The sequence below is a fragment of the Pseudomonas sp. BSw22131 genome, from assembly GCF_026810445.1.
GTDB lineage: Bacteria > Pseudomonadota > Gammaproteobacteria > Pseudomonadales > Pseudomonadaceae > Aquipseudomonas > Aquipseudomonas huanghezhanensis.
The window spans coordinates 4367041-4383556 of record NZ_CP113949.1 but is presented as its reverse complement, the minus strand read 5'-3'; the positions used below and the strand labels follow the sequence as shown (position 1 = coordinate 4383556).

Genomic DNA, 16516 nt, shown 5'->3' with positions numbered 1-16516 from the left:
CCCACAGCACCCCTTTGCCTGTCAGGTGCAGCGGTCGTAGGACGTAGGTCAGGGATCGCTTTGTTGTGGCTTGTGGACTACAGACGTTGGTGTTGTCCTGGTAGCGCCACGCAATACAAAAAGGGCGGTCATCTTTCGATGACCGCCCTTTTGGTTTACCGCGACTTCATTGGATGCAGCGCGCTACCGAATCAGTCCGGCAGTTTGTAGGCAATGATGTAATCACCCATGCGCGTGCCCAACGAGCCGTGACCACCCGCCACGATCAGCACATATTGCTTGCCGTCTTTGCCGGTGTAGGTCATTGGCGTGGCCTGACCACCCGCTGGCAGACGCCCGGCGAACAGCTCTTTGCCGTTCTTGACGTCATAGGCGCGCAGGTACTGGTCCAGCGTACCGGCCAGGAAGCCGACGCCGCCAGCGGTCACCATCGAACCGCCCATGCTCGGCACGCCGACTGGCAGGCCGATAGGGACGGGCGTGTTGTCACGGCTGGTGCCGTTCTTGTGCTTCCAGATCACTTGATTGGTGGTCAGGTCGACGGCGGCGACGTTACCCCACGATGGCGCCTGGCATGGCAGCCCGATCTGCGAGACCAACGGGTGCATGATGACCGCGTACGGCGCACCAGTATTTGGCTGCACGCCGCTGGTTTCGCTTTCGCGCTTGCTGTTCGCGTCGACTTCGGCGCGAGGCACCAGTTTGGAGACGAAGGCCATGTAGTTCGGGCTGGTGAACATCAGCTGACGCACTGGGTCGACCGACACGGCGCCCCAGTTGAAGACGCCCACGTTACCCGGATAGATCAGGCTGCCCTGTTCGGACGGAGGTGTGTACTGACCTTCGTAACGCAGCTCCTTGAACTGGATGCGGCATAGCATCTGGTCGAACGGACTGGCGCCCCACATGGCTTTTTCAGTCAGTTCCGGTGGCAGCATGTTCAGCTCGGAACGTGCCTGGGTCGGCGCGGTGTGGTCGCCTTTGGCCGCGCCTGTGGGCGCAGGGACTTCGTGGATCGGAACGATAGGCGTGCCATCGCGGCGGTCCAGCACGTACAGGCTGCCTTGCTTGGTCGGCTGAATCACGGCCGGCTTCACGCCGTCCTTGGTTTTCAGGTTGACCAGGGTTGGCTGGCTCGGCACGTCCATGTCCCACAGGTCGTGGTGAGTGAACTGGTAGTTCCAGCGCACTTTGCCGGTGTTGACCTCCAGCGCGACGAGGCCTGCGCTGAACTTCTCGGCGCCAGGGGTGCGGTCCGCGCCGTACTGGTCGGGCATCTGGTTGCCCAAAGGCAGGAACACCAGGCCGAGTTTTTCGTCCACGCTGGCCAGCGACCACATGTTCGGGGCGTTACGCGAGTAGAACTGGTCGGCGGCAATCGGTGCCGTGGCATCAGGATGGTTCGGGTCCCAGTTCCAGACCAGGGTGCCATCGTGCACGTCGTAGGCGCGAATCACGCCAGAAGGCTCGTTAGTGGATTCGTTATCGGTAACGTGACCGCCGATGATGATCAGATTGCGCGTGATCGCCGCTGGCGAGGTGGAGTAGTAACCCCCTGCCGTAAACGGACCGATGTTGGCGCGCAGGTCGACGGCACCTTTATTGGCGAAGTCTTCACAGACCTTGCCGGTGTCGGCATTCAGCGCGATCAGACGAGCATCGGCCGTTGGCAGGTACAGACGACGCGGGCACGAGGTGGCGATGGCGTTGCCGGCAGCGGAACGTGCTGCGGCAGGCGCGCCGACGTCGGACTTGGCGTACGCGTCTTCGTCGTAATAGGAAACGCCACGGCAGGTCATGTGCGCCCAGCCGGTGAAGTTCTTCGCGCCTTCCTTGGAGATCTGCGGGTCGTAGCTCCAGATCGTCTTGCCGGTATCAGGGTCCAGCGCCAACACTTTGCTGTGCGGTGTGCAGGCATAGATCATGCCGTTGACTTTGAGCGGTGTGTTTTCGTTGGTCAGCTCGACCGGGTCTTCAGCGCTCGGCAGATCGCCGGTCCGAATACGCCAGGCTTCCTGCAGCTTGCCGACGTTTTGCGGCGTGATCTGCGCAAGCGGCGAGTAGCGATTACCGTGTTCGGAACGGCCATACGCTTGCCAGTCACCGTCAGGCATCGGCTGCGGATCGTAAGCTACGCCGGCATCATCACGGTCAAGCTGACCTTTGATTTCACCGGGGTTGGTGAACTGGCTCGCCAGTGCGGTCAAGCCGGCCAGCACCACGGCGATACTCAGCGCAACGGTGGGCACGCCGCCAGGCTGGCCACGCAGCACCGGGCGGCGGAACCATGGCAACAGCATGACGATACCGAGCACGAACCACAGCGCAAGACGCGGCACCAACTGCCACCAGTCCAGGCCGACTTCCCACAGCGCCCACACCGTACTGGCGAACAGCACCAGCGCGAACAGCCCAAGCGCCGAGCGACGGCCCTGGATCAGCAGCACGCCTGTGATGGCAAAGCCGATACCTGCGAGCAGGTAGTACAACGAGCCCCCCAGTGTCAGCAGTTTTATGCCCCCGGCCAGCAAGGCCAGGCCCATGATCAGAATTACCAGCCCGAGCAGGCTCGGCAGCAGGCGGCCCTTACCGAAAGCACCTTGAGTGCTCATAGTTTCTTACTCCGTAACGATTAAGTGGTTGACGCTCGTCCTTGTTTTAGCGTGGCGCCTGAGCCTTTGAAGCTCTTGTATTCACGCTAGTTCCTAAAAGCACATACAGAAAGGTGAATTACGCCATTCAGAATGAAGATTGAATCTTCAGACCGGCCACCAACGCGTCATCGACCTGATTTTCCCCACCGGGATGGCGAATGAATTGCAGGTTCGGGCGCACCGTCAGCCAGTTGGCCACGTGCACGCCGTAGTACAGCTCGGCGTTGTATTCGGTGTCTTGCAATGGGATGAAGGCGGGATCGTTGTAGTCCGAAATGCCCGCTGCCTGGTTCTGCAGGCTGACGTTTTTGCGCCAGGCCGGGTTGACATGAATGCGACTGACCGCCAGTCCGATATCGTCTGCAGGACGTGCGTCGAACGGGCCTTCGTAGGTAGCGCCCAAGGCGACGTAGTTGTCGATCATGTTGGTTTTCTTGTCGTGCAACGTACCGTTGGCGAACAGGCTCAGGCCACGGCTGTTGTCGCTGGACTCACTCGTCACTTGCTGGCGCAGGGTCAGCCACATGCCGTGCTTGCTGGACGAGCCGCGATAGTCTTCGCCGGTCAGCGCCGCGTAGCCACCGTTGCTGTCTTTATAGACGTCGGTGCTGTCGGCGGTGCTGTAGTAATAACCGAGGCGGTATTGACCGGGCAGGCTATTGACCTTCGGCGACCAGACCACTTCGACCGGCAGGATGGCACCCTGGGTGCCGCTGCCGCTCAACTTGAAGCCGTTGTCGTTTTCGAGGTTTGACGGGTTTTGCTCGAACGCGCCGATCTGCACGAACAGCTCCGGGTTGAGCGGGTATTTAACGCGCATGGCCCATTGGCTCACAGGCCAGTTGTACCAGACGCCACCGCCCCAGTTGCCGACCTGCGAGCCGCAGAACGCCAGGTTCTGGAAGTCGCAGGGGAAGGTGTTGAAGTCTTCGCCTTCGTTGAAGCGCCCGATCTTCACGCTGAGCGCTTGATCCAGGAATTTCTGCTGATACCACAGCTGCGTCAGGCGCGTGATGCTGCCCCGGCCCCATACTTCCTGCGAAGACGAAATCGTGCCGACGCGCGGATCGGACACGCGGTCGTTGCTGATGTTGTCGCCATTGCGGTTACTGAGGGTCAGCTGGAACTCGGCGTCGTGCCAGCCGAGAATCTTCTGCAAGTCCAGGTGCGCGCCGAGCGCGTATTGATCGCTGTAGCGGGTCGTGGTGTCGTGGTTATAGCCGCCGTGCAGGTTGGAGCCTATTTCGATGACTGAATCGAGCTTGAAGTCATAACCTTGTTGCGATAGCGCCGTGCGCTTGCCGTTCCAGTCGCCCAGCATCCATTGCGAGTCGCTGTCGAATGCGTCGGCAGCGTGGGTACAGGTCGCCAGCCCGCATAGCGTCAGAGCGAGGACGCTCCTGATGTTGGGCGCAGGGCAGGGCAGGCGGGAACTTGATGGACGGCGCGGCGGATGAGTGAACATAAGGCGGCAGTTTCTTTCTGAAATAGGGGCAATCTGACAAGCAGCGTGGTCAACGGCATGCACGTGAGTGCGGCGAGGCGAGCAGTTCATAACTGGACGGATTAAACGATTCAGCTTTTAGGGCGGCGATGATAGGACCCTAACGAATTATTAAAAAGCAGAAATTCGGACATGGATCGTTGCGATGGCCGTAACAGTTCAACGATGCCGGTGCTTCCAGACCTCGATCACCTCGGCTAAGGTGCGCACCTTCCTATCAATGTCTCCATCATCACGTACCGAAGGCCTGGCATGACGACATCCAACAACAACCCGCTGCATGGCGTCACGCTGGAGCAAATCCTTCATGCGCTGGTCGAGCATTACGAATGGTCCGGACTGGCCGAGCGGATCGACATTCGTTGCTTCAAGAGCGATCCGAGCATCAAGTCGAGCCTCACGTTCCTGCGCAAGACGCCATGGGCGCGCGAGAAAGTCGAGGCGCTGTACGTCCGGCTGGCGCGTAGCAAAGGCTGGTAAATGAGCAGCGATCAAGTGCAAGTCAGGCCGGGTCACAAGCGTTTCGCAACCGTATGCGCGATTTTGGGCTGGTTCGGTCTGGCGGTGCAGCTCTATCTGATTCTGCTCGGGCGGTGGGAAATTCAGGCCAGCCCGATAGGTGGCCTGGTGAAGTTTTTCAGCTTTTTCACGGTCCTCACCAATACCTTGGTAGCCGTCGCATTGAGCTGCGCGGTTGTGAATCGGCAATCGGCCGGGCACCGGTTTTTCAGGTCACCCATCGTGTGCAGCGGCATTACCGTCAGCATCGTGTTGGTGGGTATCGCCTACAACCTGTTGCTTCGGCACTTATGGCATCCCGAGGGCTGGCAGCTTGTCGCCGACGAACTGTTGCATGACATCATGCCGCTGGCGTTTCTGGCCTACTGGTGGCTGTACGTGCGCAAAGGTGTGCTGCGCCTCAAGCACGTGTGCGTTTGGACGGTGTATCCGCTGGTTTATTTCGCTTATGTGCTGTTGCGCGGAGATTTGATCGGCGATTACGTGTATCCCTTCATCGACATCGGCACGATTGGCTATTTCAGCGCATTCACCAACGCGCTGGGCGTACTGGCTGGATTTGTGGCGATGGGGCTGCTTTTGTTGGGAGTGGATCGGCTTCGCGCGCCTCGGCCTGTGTGAGCAGCCTGAAATGCGCGCGTTAACCTGATTATTACGCCTCGTCCGACGCATCCAGACGCCAATACCCGGCAGCCTTGACCGCCGCTTCGTTCAACTTGAAATCATCCAGCAGTACGCGGCGGACTTTGCGCGATAAAGCCGATTCCGTAGCGACCCATGCATACAGATCGCCGGACGGCAGCAGCAAACCAGCGACCACCTGCAACAGATCCTGCTGGCCGCGCACCACCCAGATCACCTCGACCTGCGCTTTGCTGTGCAACGTCTGACGCTCGGCATCGTCTTCGATTTCAACCACCACCAGTGCGCAACGGTTCGCGGGCAGCTCTTCAAGGCGGCGGGCGATAGCGGGCAGGGCGGTTTCATCGCCGATCAACAGGTAACTGTCGAACATGTCCGGGACGATCATCGAGCCCTTCGGGCCGGCGATGTACAGCGACTGGCCCGGTTGGACCTGCGCGGCCCAGGTCGCGGCCGGCCCGTCTCCGTGCAGCACGAAGTCAATGTCCAGTTCGCCCGACACCGGGTCATAGCGACGGGGCGTGTAGTCGCGCATCGCCGGACGCGGGCCCTCGCTGTCGCCGCCCGGGGTGAGGCTCTGCAGAGCGGCCTGTTCTTCAGGCGTGGTGGCGAACAACAGTTTGACGTGATCGTCAGTGCCCAGGCTGATAAAGCCGCTCAACTCCGGGCCATGCAGCGTGACGCGGCGCATCCGCGGGGTCAGGTCGGTGACGCGCAGCACCTCGAGTTTGCGGCGTTTGATCTCATGGCTGACCCGGTGGATCGACTGTGGTGAAGTCATTCAGCTGTCTCCTGTGGTGTGGCGTTCGTGGTGTCCTGAGTGGCGTCGACGATGGCCCGCGCGGTGTCATTTAGCAGGTCGCGGACGCGGACGATTTCCTCCGGATTCCAGCGGCCATGGTGCAGTTGCAGCGCGTGGCGCAGGTTGTGAACCGCTTCGTGAATCTCCGGTGGCCGGTCATGCCCGCGCAACGAGCGCTTGCTGACGTCGATGCGCATTCTGACGCCATCCAGCGCGACCGCCTGTTCGGTCAACGATTGCTGACCGGTTTGGGTCACGGTGTAGCGTTTCTTGCCGCCGTCTGCGTCGCCCAGAATCATTTCGCTTTCTTCAAGAAAGATCAGGGTCGGATAAATCACGCCGGGGCTTGGGCTGTAGGCGCCGTCGAACATACCTTCGATCTGCCGAATGAGGTCGTAGCCGTGGCACGGTTGCTCGGCAATCAATGCCAGCAGCAGCAGTTTCAGGTCGCCGGGTGCAAACACACGCGGGCCTCGGCCTCCGCGTTCTTTGCCTGGGCGTTTCTCAAAACCGTCGCGGCCTTCGGCGTGTTCGCCAAAATGAGGGCGGTGGTGGGGACGTTGTTCATGGGGGTGGTCTTTCATTTCGTACATCTCTTGTGACAACTTAGATATACCGTAAGATATATCTTAATGCGTCGCAAGGGCCCGTATGACGAACGGTTCTCAGCCGGTGAAGAGCAACTTGGCAACAGCGCCATCTAATCGCGTCAAAAGCTGGCGACTCGTTCAGGCGCTGCGCATTGCGTGTGGGCGCCAGGTTTCAGGTAGGGATTGAGGATCGGCGCCATGCCCTTAAGCACTTGCACGGGCAGCGCGGAAGTGAAACGGAAGCCTTCAGCCGCCCGTCCGGGCACGAACGCGGTCAGAGTGCCGAAATGGTTATCACCGATATAAAACACGAACGTTGCCGTTCGGTTAATGGCCCGGGAGGCGAGGATTCTTCCGCCCGCGCCAATGCTTTCGATGCGGTTATCACCCGTACCGGTTTTTCCCCCCATGGCCAGAACGCTGCCATCGTCTAGCTTGAAACTGCCCGATACGCGCCGCGCCGTGCCTGCATCGACCACCCGCGACAGCGCATCGCGCATGGCCGCCGCGACTTCGGCGGGCAACACGCGTTTGCCCAGGTCAGGGTTGTTGGCCAGTTGCGTTTCATACGGCGTATCGGCGGCGAAATGCAGGCTGTCGATGCGCAGAGTCGGCAGGCGGATGCCGTCGTTCTGAATGATCCCGATCAGCTCCGCCAGTGCTGCCGGACGATCACCCGAACTGCCGATCGCCGTCGCCAGCGAAGGCACCAGATGGTCGAACGGGTAACCCAGCCGTTGCCAGCGCTGATGGATATCCAGAAATGCTTCGATCTCCAGCATCGTGCGGATCCGGCTGTCACGGGCACTCTTGTGCCGGCTTTTGAACAGCCAGCTGTAGACTTCCTGACGTTCGAAACGGCTGGCCGCCACCGCGTCCTTGAACTGCGCGTCCGGATGCTGCATCAGGTAGCCCACCAGCCAAAGGTCCAGCGGGTGGACCCGCGCGATATAACCTTGATCCGGGAGATCGTAGGCACCGGGTCCATAGTTTTGATACAGCTCTGCCAGGCGTTTATCAGTCGCTGGCGGCCCGGTTTTATCCTGCACCGTGCGTGCGCGCACAAAACTGTTGAACGCCGTCTGGCTGGCGTTCGGCAACAGGTAGCGATGCACGGCTGCCAGCCGGCTTGCCGCCGGGTGTACGCCATCGAGAAAAGTCTCCAGCCGTTCTTGCGTGCTCTTGTCCTTATAACGTTTCCAGAAGCGCAGCAAAAAAACCGTGCCCTCGCGGTCGGCGAAGTTCGCCAGGTATTCCTGACGTCGCGGATCGCTGTCGTCCCTCATCAGCTCGGCGCTGTTGCTGGGGCTTTGATACGTGCTGTAGCGCACCAGATCGCGCATCAGCCGAATGAACGGCAGGTTGATTGACTCCTGCAACGCCTCACGCAGGGTCGGCAGCCGGCCGTTGTCCTCAGGGCGAAAGTTGTTGAAATGATGCAGACCGCCCCCGGTGAAAAAGCGCTCGGCCGGGCTCGCTGAATATTTGCGATCAAGCGCGGCGGACAACATGTTCGACAGGTCGTGATCACTGTTTTGCATCAGGTAATCAACGGCCCAGCGCGTCAGCCGGTCTGGCTCCTCTACGGGGACTTTCTTCAACTGCGCGTTGCTCATGGCGCCGTAGCGTTCATGCAGTTCGGCGATGATCTGCAGATACGTCGTGAGCACGCGCATCTTTGCGGTCGAGCCCAGTTCCAGCTTGCTTCCTTCATTGATGTCGAACGGCTGATCGGTGCTGTCGGTTTGCACGCGAACCCTTGAGCCATCGGCGCCACGCTCGAACAGGGTGAAGCTGTAGCGCACCTGTTGAGTGCTGGCGGGCGTGAGCAGATGCTCGCCGAGCAGACCGACCTGACCTGCAAATTCAGGCGTGGCGAGGTCACGCAGGTAATGACCGACCTTGACCTGCAGATCGTTCTGCAAGGTGCTGGTGGCCGACAGATCCAGACGGTCCAGGTCGTAAAGCGGTCTGTTGAGCAGGTTGGATAACCGGGTGCGGGCGACGCTGATGCCTTTGTTGGTCTCGTTAGGCTGGATCGTCGGCTGCTGAACCCAGTCGCGATACGTCACTGTCGCCGACAGCGCAGCGTCTGCAAGCGCAGGTGTAATGACCTTGTTCTGTGCGAGCAGACGAATATGGCTGCCAGTCAGTTCCGCCAGCTCTTGTCGGCCTTTGGTGAGAAAGTGCGAAGGCCGCCGCTGCGCGATCACCAGTGACAACACCTCGCGCAGCGCGAGGCCTTGATCGTCCAGGGTAGCCGCATCGGTTGCGCTCGCGGCCAGCAGCCGATTGGTGCGCTCGAAATCCGCGCCGTACCAGACTCGCAAGCCTTCGGCCATGCCATGGACCTCACCGTGGCCGGGCACTGCCGACAACGGCACGCTGTTGAGATAGTCGCGCAAGACGCGTTGGCGTGCCTCCAGCGTCTGCGTACCCGGCTGGTAAGCGCGTACGCTGGCAGAAATCATCTGGCGCAGCTTTTCACTGCCCGACTGGGTCAGTCCGTCTGGGGAGTGACGGTACTTTTCCAACTGTGTGGCCAGCGTACTGCCGCCCGCTGACTGACCTGGCAGGCCAACCATCTTCGCGACCTGCGACAACGCCGCTTTCAAGAACCGTGGCCAGTCCACGGCCGGGTTTGCCATTGGCTGATTGTCGGCCAGCAAGTCGCGGTTTTCGATGAACAGCAAACTGTTCACCAACACGGGAGGAATTGATGCGAAATCTGAATACAGCTGCTGCGGGTACGTGAATTGGTACAGCGGTCCGCCGCGACAGTCCGTGATCGTCAGGCCCGCTTGAATCTTTTCTTGGTAGGGCACGAAAAAGCCGCGCTTGGTGTAGGCCAGCAGGTCAGGGGAGAAGTGAGTTTGCTGCGTGATCAGGTAGTCGCGCTTGAGCAATCGCGGCATGAACTCGCCCAGAGATGAATAGCCCAGGCGTTTGTCGAAGGGGCCGTCGCCAGGGTACGCAATCGCGGTGCTTGGTCCGGGCTCAAGCGAATAACTCAGCGATTTGGCGAAGCGGCTGAATTCACGTGCCTGCCATTTCGAACTGCGCGTTTCTGAATAGACCGCAAACCCCAGCGTCAACAGAGCGATCAGGATCAGCAGCCAGAACACGCGCCAGATATAACGTCTGCGGCGAGGGCTTTTTGGCTTCTGAAGTTTGCTCTGACCGTCAGCAGGGACTGCAGTCTTCTTTTCATCGGAATGCCACAAAGCGCCCATATCGATTGGCCCGGTTAAATCCGTTTATCGCACCTGTCTCAAGCGTAGACGCTGCATGACGCAACTGAGACTTTTGTAACGGACGGTCAGGGGTTTGCGATGTGGTGCAGCGTCGATGTGGGCGGCTGTCGAAGGCGGGCTCAGCTCAGGTGTCAGACCCGCGTCGCGTTCGCGGGTTTGCCCAGACGTTTGTTCAACTCCAGAAAATTTGCCATCAGCAGCATGAGCGCCAGGCCGACCAGCGCTGTAATCACGCGCATCGTCCACGTGTCGCCAGCCAGCGCGTTGGCCATGTCGGCGAGGGGCGCAAGCAGCACGCCCAGACAGAACACCTCAAGGGAATAACGGCCCATGCGGCAGGTCTGGCGGGCTGCGTGGTTATCGAGCCATGCGTGCGACGCCGGCAGCAGTTTGATGATCACGTAGACCAGCGCAATGAAGTGCAGCAGGCGCAACGGGGACAGATCTGTCTTGCTGATCGGGTAAAGAAGATTGCTCAGCGCTTCAGGCATCAGCGCGTCATGAACTTCGGGGAATTTCCACAGAAAAGTGATGACTCCTGCCGCCAGCAGGTACAGCGCGGCCAGGATGAATAACGGTTGAAGCCATTTCGAGCGCACTGTCGGTGATACCACGGGTTCACGCTGGGAATAAATCGCGCAGGCGCCGCCCAGGATGAAGATCAGTTGCCATGCCACCGGGTTGAAATACCACACGCCACCGCCCTCGTAGGCCGACAGGTTCCACCCCAGCAGGGGCACCATCATGTACAGCGCGACGGACAAACCAATGGCAACTTCGACCTTGCGCAACAGGATCGGCAGGATCAAGGGCAGCGCCATCATCAGCAGGATGTAAAGCGGCAGCGGATCGGTGAGATTGGGCTTGAAGCGCAGCAGGAGTTCATCGGCCAGTGCCTGCTGCGGATTACTGACGAAGTATTCAAGGCCCATTTCGCGGACCATGTCGCGGGTTTCAACGTGATTGTTGGCGACGAAAACGATGCCCATCAGCAGCGTCAACAAGAAGATATGCACCACGTACAGCACCCAGGTGCGACGCAGGATGCGCACGCAGGCAACGACAAAACCGTCGCGTTGGGCGATGCGCCCGTAGGCCAGCACCGCAGCGTATCCGGCCAGAAAAACAAAGACCTCGGCCGCGTCGCTGAAACCGAAGTTGCGCAAGGTCAGCTGAGCGAAAGGGTTGTCCGGCACGTGATCCCAGAAAATGAAGATCAGCGCCAAACCTCGAAAGAAGTCGACCCGGTGGTCGCGTCCGTTCGTCATGACGGTGGGCTCTTGAGGTCAGTTCGATAAAGGCGGGCCTTAACGGGCCATGATTGCGCGCCGCCAGCCAAGGCTGATCGGCGGCGCGCAGGGTGGCGGGTTTGCCCTGTTAATGCAAAGGGCGGGTATTACAGAATGTCTCCGCTGCGGGATCACTCAAAGCATTGATCCCTCATCAGTAGCCGGTGATTACGTGGTCGATCCGTGCCCATAAGCGGACGATCCACGCACAAAAACAAGAAACGCTTTTTTCTGCCGAACTTTTCTCTGCCATAAAACCTATAAATCCGGAGTAGTCGCTCATGGCTCGCTTGCAACGCACCCTTTCATTAGGGTCGGTGGTGCTGTTCGGCATCGCCTACATGACACCTATTATTGTGCTTGGCACCTTTGGCATTCTTGCGCAGTCCACCCAGGGCAGTGTGCCGGCCGCGTGTCTGGCGGCGTTGGTGGCGATGTTCTTCACGGCCATGAGTTACGGACATATGGCGTCAGCATTTCCGGTGGCAGGCTCGGCTTAAAGCTACGTGCGCAAAGCCATCAGCCCCAAGCTCGGCTTCATTGCAGGCTGGGCGGTGCTGCTCGATTACCTGTTCCTGCCGATGGCGATCTGGTTGATTGGTGCGGCGTATCTGGGCTCGGCGTTCCCGTCCTTCCCCCAGCCGATCTGGGTCCTGGCGTTTATCGTCATCACCAGCGTGATCAATGTGATCGGCCTGAAACTGGCCAACACGGTCAACGCACTGCTGATGATCGTGCAGTTTCTGGTGCTCGCAGCCTTCGTTGCCCTGTGCGTTCACTGCATCGGCGGCGATGCGAGCAAGCCTTTATGGACCCTCGCGCCGTTCTTCAATGGCGACATGCAAATGCCGTTGATCATGAGCGGTGCAGCGATTGCCTGTTACTCGTTTCTGGGTTTCGACGCGGTCAGCACCTTGACCGAAGACACCAAAGACCCCCGCCGGACCATTCCCAAGGCCATCATGCTGATCACCCTGATCGGCGGTTTGATTTTTGTCGGTGTGTCGTACTTCGTTCAGCTGGCCCATCTGTCATTCCAGTTCGAGAGCGTCGATTCGGCGGCGTATGAAATCGCCCGCAATATCGGTGGTGATGTGTTCGTGACGATTTTTCTGGTGGGGCTGATCGTGGGGCAATTCGCTTCAGGGCTGTCGGCGCAAGCGAGTGGTTCGCGTCTGCTGTACGCCATGGGGCGGGATGGCGTCCTGCCTAAACGCTATTTTGGCCACCTGAGCGAGCGTCATGGCACACCGATCAACAGCATTCTGTTGTGCGCTGTGGTGGCGTTGCTGGCGCTCAAGCTCGATGTGACGACTTCGACGTCGTTCATCAACTTCGGTGCGTTTCTGGCGTTCAGCCTGGTCAACCGCTCAGTGATCTTCCGTTACTGGATCGGTGCGCAACAGCGCGGTCTGCGTGAGGCGGTGCTGTTTTTGATCTTCCCGCTGATCGGTCTGTTTGCAGACCTGTGGCTGATGATCAGCCTCGACAGGCTGGCAATCATGCTTGGCGTGAGCTGGCTGGCCATTGTTTATCTGGCGTGGCTCACCGGCGGTTTTCGTCGCCAGCCGCCCGAGATGGATTTTCAGGAATCGGTCTGACCGAAGGGGGCGTGCGCCGGGCGTACGCCCCCTTGCCTTGGCATGGGCAGCGATTATCGCCTCAGATGTCGGTCCGGACGTAAGGCTTGAGTTTGGCCGTACGCTTGACCATTTCGTGGATCTCTCTGGCGCCTTCGGCACTGCTCGATCGCAGGCTCTGTATGAGCTCGCGTTCTATCGGTGCCAGTGCGGTGAAGCCCCACTCACAGGCCTTGCGCATGAAGGCGTCGCGGCTGTCGACGGCGAGTGCGTCTTCGACCACCTTGTCGAGCGCGATACGCAGGGTGTTTACGTGCTGTTTTAGGGTTTCGGGTTTGCAGCCCGCCTCAGTTGCTTCGAGGTAGCTGTCGAGCAGGCGTTGCGATTGTTGGGCATGAAGCAAACGCTCATGGCCTTCAAGAGACAGTTCATAGCGATCAATCATCAACATGGCAATGACCTCCTTGGTGGATTTTGCAGTCCATTCCTGACAGGGCGTCAGGGTGTGGCCGAGTAACTGCGGCGCGAACCTTAGCCGTCGACGCCCGCACGGGAGAAGCCAAAAGTTGTAACCGTAACAAAAATGCTTTGAATTGAACTTCGTTGATTTGTTACTGTATAACGTATTGAATGATCATCTAAATATGGAGATAGACATGAAACCCGATATCCATCCCGACTACCGTACCGTGCTGTTCCACGACACCGCCGCCGACGTGTTTTTCCTGATCGGCTCCACCGTTGACACGGATCGCACCCAGCAACATTCGGACGGCAATACTTACCCGTATGTTGCGCTGGACGTGTCCAGCGCGTCGCACCCGATGTACACCGGTCAACAGCGTAAAACCACCACTGAAGGCCGTATCGCGGGCTTCAACAAGCGTTTTGCAACGTTTGGCTCCGGTGGCAAGAAAGATTCAACTGCTGCTGAATGACGGCGTTCAAGCCCGCGCTCCGAACGATCTGGCAAGATCAATCGGGGCGCGGTTTTTTTTGCCTGGCGAAAAGTGTTCTGCATTCTGTCAAACAGAGGCTCGCGGGACTGGACGAACGCTGCAAATTGCTTTTAGCTCTGCGGCCTGAAATCCAGGAGTTTGCGTTTTGAAAAAGTCAGTCGCCATCGTCTTCGGCGGTCAGTCCTCCGAGCATGAAGTGTCGTTGCAATCGGCACGCAATGTGATCAACGCGATTGATCGCAACAGCTATTCCATCACCCTGATCGGCGTCGACAAGCAGGGCCGCTGGCTGCGTTTCGACGAGCGCGATTACCTGCAGAACGCCACCAATCCCTCGACCATCAAACTCAGCGAAGCAGGCCGTGTGTTGTCGCTGTTGCCCGGTAGCCAGGGGCCACAGTTCGTCGAAGTCGAGACAGGTCTGGAGTTGCCGCGTATTGATGTGGTGTTCCCGCTCATCCACGGCAACCTCGGCGAAGACGGTTCGCTGCAAGGGCTGTTGCGCTTGATGGACATTCCGTGTGTCGGCCCGGATGTCCTCAGTTCTGCCGCGTGCATGGACAAGGACGTGACCAAGCGCCTGCTGCGCGACGCAGGTATTTTGGTGGCGCCATATGTAGTGCTTGAGCGAGGCGAGAGTCTTGATTTCGCCAGCGTATCGGCACAATTGGGTCTGCCGTTGTTCGTCAAACCGGCAGCCCAAGGATCGTCCGTCGGCGTGAGCAAGGTCATCGATGAGGCGGGGTTCGTCGCAGCGTTGAAGCTGGCGTTCGACTACGACCACAAAGTGCTCGTCGAGCAGGGTATGGTCGGCCGGGAAGTGGAGTGCGCGGTGCTGGGAAACCGACAGCCGCAGGTCAGCGTGTGCGGTGAAGTGATCGCCAACGATGAGTTTTATGCTTACGACACCAAATACCTGAATGACGGTCAGGCGCGTGTCGCGATCCCTGCGGACCTGCCCGCGGACCTCGGTGATGACGTCCGGGCAGTGGCGCTTCAGGCGTATCGGGTGCTGGGTTGTGCCGGGCTTTCGCGGGTTGACTTCTTTGTCACCGACGCGCGGGAAATCGTGATCAACGAGGTCAACACCCTTCCCGGTTTCACCTCCATCAGCATGTACCCCAAGCTGTGGCAAGCAAGCGGTGTGACGTATCCCGAGTTGATTGATCGCTTGATCGTGCTGGCGCTGGAGCGGGCAGACGAGTCGCGGGCCTTGAAGCACGAGGCATTTGCATGAAGGTGATCCGGATTGCTGCCGCTTTGTTGATCGGTGCGGACGGGCGTACGTTGCTCGTGCGTAAGCGCGGGACGCAAGCGTTCATGCAGCCGGGCGGCAAAATCGAGGCCGGTGAGCCTCCTGCGCTGGCGATGGCGCGGGAGCTGGCCGAAGAATTGGGATTTTTGGTCGAGCCGGGCAAGGCGCAGTTTTTGGGTGAGTTCACAGCCGAAGCGGCCAACGAGCCGGGGTGTGAGGTCAATTGCCAGTTGTTCCGCCTCGACATCGATCAGGCGCCGGAGCCGGCGGCCGAGATTGAGGAAATCGTCTGGGTGGACGCGGGCGACGTCAGTCATTTAGAGCTGGCACCGCTGACCCGGGACTCAGTCCTGCCGCTGTACCGGGCGCTTCAAACGTCCTGAATTCAGTCAACCGCGCGGGAGCCGTGTTTTGGGGTGAGTCAGCTCCATCGCCTCGCGAATGAATTCGCTCCTACAGATCGTTGAAGTGCGGTGCACCCGTAGGACAAACTTCTCACCGCACAGCGCTCACGCCATCCAGGGTCGAAAACGAGGTGTCCTTGGCCGTCAGCAGGAAGTCGCGCATGTAGGGCGCGTCCAGCATGTCTGCGCGAATGGCGGCATACAGCGTGGCGAATAAACCTTTTTCGCCCAGACGTTTGGCTTTCACATAGCCCCTTGAGCTGTATTCATGCAGCGCCCAGTGCGGCATCCCACACACGCCTCGGCCGCTGGCCACAAGTTGCATCATCATTACGCTCAGTTCAGACGTGCGTACTAGCGCCGGCTCAACGTCTGCGGGCTCAAGAAACCGCGTAAAAATGTCCAGCCGGTCACGTTCCACCGGGTAGGTAATCAGTGTTTCCGTCGTCAGATCTTCCGGCACGATATACGGCTTGCTCGCCAATGGATGCTGATTGGCCACCGCCAGCATCGCCTCATAGGTAAACAGCGGCACGTAGGTGATCCCGACCAGTTCCAGCGGGTCCGACGTCACTACCAGGTCCAGGTCACCGCGGGCTAGCGCAGGCAGCGGCGCGAACGCAAAACCCGACGCCAGATCCAGTTCGACCTCGGGCCACGCATCACGAAATTGATCGATGGTCGGCATCAGCCACTGAAAGCAGCTGTGGCATTCGATGGCCATGTGCAGACGCCCGGCTACGCCACCCGCGAGACGCGAGATGTCGCGTTCTGCCGCACGCAATTGCGGCAGCATCAGGTCCGCCAGTTGCAGCAACCGCAAGCCAGCGCTGGTAAAGCGCACGGGCTTGGTCTTGCGCACAAACAGCGGCATGCCCATGCGCTCTTCGAGCTCTTTGAATTGATGAGAGAGGGCAGACTGCGTCAGATGCAAGCGATCAGCGGCGTCAACAAGGCTGTCGGCCTCGCGTAGGGCATGCAACGTCCTGAGGTGGCGTATTTCCAGCACTGCTGTGCTCCATGAGTAAAACTTGTGATCATGACGAAGGATATGAGTTTGTCTC

General features: G+C 59.5%; 13 protein-coding genes and 1 pseudogene. 6 read left to right on the top strand and 8 right to left on the bottom strand.

Annotation, left to right across the window (positions count from 1 at the left end):
* Nucleotides 1-191: 191 nt before the first annotated feature.
* Together OYW20_RS19840 and OYW20_RS19835 are read right to left on the bottom strand one after the other, a co-directional pair.
* Complete coding sequence (locus OYW20_RS19840) at nucleotides 192-2612, bottom strand: glucose/quinate/shikimate family membrane-bound PQQ-dependent dehydrogenase (protein WP_268797620.1); 2421 nt, start codon at nucleotides 2610-2612, stop codon at nucleotides 192-194.
* Between the two features lie 127 nt (nucleotides 2613-2739).
* Entirely contained in the window at nucleotides 2740-4119 is a 1380-nt protein-coding gene (locus OYW20_RS19835; RefSeq protein ID WP_268797619.1) for a carbohydrate porin, read from the bottom strand.
* Nucleotides 4120-4410: 291 nt separating this feature from the next.
* Here OYW20_RS19835 and OYW20_RS19830 point away from each other — a divergent pair, with 291 nt between their 5' ends.
* A complete protein-coding gene (locus OYW20_RS19830; RefSeq protein ID WP_268797618.1) occupies nucleotides 4411-4638 on the top strand; it encodes a VF530 family protein in 228 nt (75 codons plus the stop codon).
* Nucleotides 4639-5298 carry a Pr6Pr family membrane protein gene (locus OYW20_RS19825; protein WP_268797617.1) on the top strand — a complete coding sequence of 220 codons (660 nt, stop codon included), beginning with the start codon at nucleotides 4639-4641 and terminating at the stop codon, nucleotides 5296-5298.
* A 31-nt stretch (nucleotides 5299-5329) separates the two neighbouring features.
* Here OYW20_RS19825 and OYW20_RS19820 read toward each other — a convergent pair whose 3' ends face one another.
* The 4 genes from OYW20_RS19820 to OYW20_RS19805 all read right to left on the bottom strand — a co-directional run bounded on the left by OYW20_RS19820 (nucleotide 5330) and on the right by OYW20_RS19805 (nucleotide 11233).
* The gene (locus OYW20_RS19820; protein ID WP_268797616.1) at nucleotides 5330-6100 is read right to left on the bottom strand and encodes a siderophore-interacting protein; all 771 of its coding nucleotides are present in this window, start codon (nucleotides 6098-6100) and stop codon (nucleotides 5330-5332) included.
* Nucleotides 6097-6705: a PadR family transcriptional regulator gene (locus OYW20_RS19815; RefSeq protein ID WP_268797615.1), complete on the bottom strand. Its 609-nt coding sequence runs from the start codon at nucleotides 6703-6705 to the stop codon at nucleotides 6097-6099. The genes OYW20_RS19820 and OYW20_RS19815 overlap by 4 nt, the downstream gene beginning before the upstream one ends.
* A 125-nt stretch (nucleotides 6706-6830) precedes the next feature.
* A complete protein-coding gene (locus tag OYW20_RS19810) occupies nucleotides 6831-9944 on the bottom strand; it encodes a transglycosylase domain-containing protein (protein ID WP_268797614.1) in 3114 nt (1037 codons plus the stop codon).
* A 152-nt stretch (nucleotides 9945-10096) separates the two neighbouring features.
* Entirely contained in the window at nucleotides 10097-11233 is a 1137-nt protein-coding gene (locus OYW20_RS19805; RefSeq protein ID WP_268797613.1) for an OpgC family protein, read from the bottom strand.
* 302 nt (nucleotides 11234-11535) lie between these two features.
* Here OYW20_RS19805 and OYW20_RS19800 point away from each other — a divergent pair.
* A pseudogene (locus tag OYW20_RS19800) lies at nucleotides 11536-12855 on the top strand (APC family permease).
* A 61-nt stretch (nucleotides 12856-12916) separates the two neighbouring features.
* Here OYW20_RS19800 and OYW20_RS19795 read toward each other — a convergent pair.
* A complete protein-coding gene (locus OYW20_RS19795; RefSeq protein WP_268797612.1) occupies nucleotides 12917-13285 on the bottom strand; it encodes a hypothetical protein in 369 nt (122 codons plus the stop codon).
* A 205-nt stretch (nucleotides 13286-13490) separates the two neighbouring features.
* Between OYW20_RS19795 and OYW20_RS19790 the strand changes: the two genes are divergently transcribed.
* The 3 genes from OYW20_RS19790 (at nucleotide 13491) to OYW20_RS19780 (ending at nucleotide 15431) form a co-directional block, all read left to right on the top strand.
* A complete protein-coding gene (locus tag OYW20_RS19790) occupies nucleotides 13491-13772 on the top strand; it encodes a type B 50S ribosomal protein L31 (RefSeq protein ID WP_268797611.1) in 282 nt (93 codons plus the stop codon).
* Between the two features lie 166 nt (nucleotides 13773-13938).
* Nucleotides 13939-15030, top strand: a complete 1092-nt coding sequence (gene ddlA / locus OYW20_RS19785; RefSeq protein WP_268797610.1) for a D-alanine--D-alanine ligase — start codon at nucleotides 13939-13941, stop codon at nucleotides 15028-15030.
* Nucleotides 15027-15431, top strand: coding sequence for an NUDIX hydrolase (locus tag OYW20_RS19780; RefSeq protein WP_268797609.1), 405 nt, complete (start codon nucleotides 15027-15029; stop codon nucleotides 15429-15431). Before ddlA ends, OYW20_RS19780 begins: the two co-directional genes overlap by 4 nt.
* 112 nt (nucleotides 15432-15543) lie before the next feature.
* On the opposite strand, the gene metR is transcribed toward OYW20_RS19780, so the two are convergent.
* Nucleotides 15544-16461: a transcriptional regulator MetR gene (gene metR, locus OYW20_RS19775; RefSeq protein WP_268797608.1), complete on the bottom strand. Its 918-nt coding sequence runs from the start codon at nucleotides 16459-16461 to the stop codon at nucleotides 15544-15546.
* Between the last annotated feature and the right edge of the window lie 55 nt (nucleotides 16462-16516).